This is a genomic window from Acinetobacter sp. 228 (genome assembly GCF_048147885.1).
In genome coordinates this window covers 1-1,170 of record NZ_JAYWYV010000436.1, presented here as the reverse complement: position 1 = coordinate 1,170, position 1,170 = coordinate 1, and the positions used below count along the sequence as shown (strand labels likewise).

Below are 1,170 nucleotides of genomic sequence, written 5' to 3'. Positions count from 1 at the left end.
CACGGCACAAAAGATCTCGGCGGGTATATTAGTCATTGTGCCCGCACATGTTGAGCATTCATGTAATCCTATGCCAAATCAGGCATGGAGTTACCAGATGCTTCATTTAGATCTAGCATGGTTAAATCAACTGTATTCAGAATTTCAAGAGCAAGGTCTTGATTTACATATACCTCAGCATAAGCCGTTCATTATAAAAGACGAATCTTTATATGAAGCTTTTACTGAAATGAATGAGACATTATTTGATGCGCAAAAATTAATTTTTGAAAAAGAGCAGTCTCTTCTCCATTGCCTGATTCATTTGTTATTACCTCATTTTATTTTAGAAGAAATACAAAAGCCTCAATATTTATATAAAGACTTTTTAAACTTGATCGATGTGATTTCATCCTCAGAGGGTTTTATTTCTTTAGAAGAACTTGCTCAACGAGTAGGTTTAAGCAGATATGCAATCATACGTCTATTCAAAGCAAATGTAGGTTTAACTCCACATGCATTTCAAATTAATTTAAAAATTAATCAGGCTCGAGAGCAGCTCAAACAAGGCGTGCCACTTGCCGAATTGGCTGTAAATTTAGGTTTTAGTGATCAAAGTCATTTCCATAAAGCTTTTAAAGCACATACAGGGGTAACTCCTCGGCAGTTCCAGCTCGCAGCCGCGCAATAATTTACAAGAAATTGTTTAGCTCTATTTCTAAGATTTTCCAGACTGTTTTACAGATGAAGCTGTTATGGAAGTTTTTTTAGTTATTGCATTTACTCATTTTTTAGCACTCTTATCACCGGGTCCAGATTTCTTTCTTATTCTCACTAGTCTTCTACAAAAAGGACGCCGTTATACATATGGTATTGTTCTAGGAATCACTTTGGGAAATGCTTTAATTCTGGCTGGATGCCTGTTTAGTTTTATGTTGCTTGGAAATCTAAGTAGTATCTTACTTTTAATATTTAAATGGCTTGGCGCTTTGTATTTGGCTTATTTGAGTTTTCTTTGTTTTAATGCAGCCCGATCTACAGTTCTAAATTTCTCAACCGATGTAAATAATTTAAGTGACCAAGCAAAAGATAAGCGCAACAAAATTAAAAGCTTGGTGTTAGGTTTGCAATCGAGTCTTCTAAATCCAAAAAATATTATGTTTTATAGTAGCTTAATGCTGCTTATACAAC

General features: G+C 34.6%; 2 protein-coding genes. Both read left to right on the top strand.

Features of this window, described 5'->3' with window-relative positions; genetic code table 11:
- Positions 1 to 670 (top strand): helix-turn-helix transcriptional regulator (locus tag VXQ92_RS19665; RefSeq protein WP_416682927.1); only part of this gene is annotated, 670 nt, incomplete at its 5' end.
- 64 nt (positions 671 to 734) lie between these two features.
- A partial coding sequence (locus VXQ92_RS19660) for a LysE family translocator (protein WP_416682926.1) occupies positions 735 to 1,170 on the top strand: 436 nt, incomplete at its 3' end.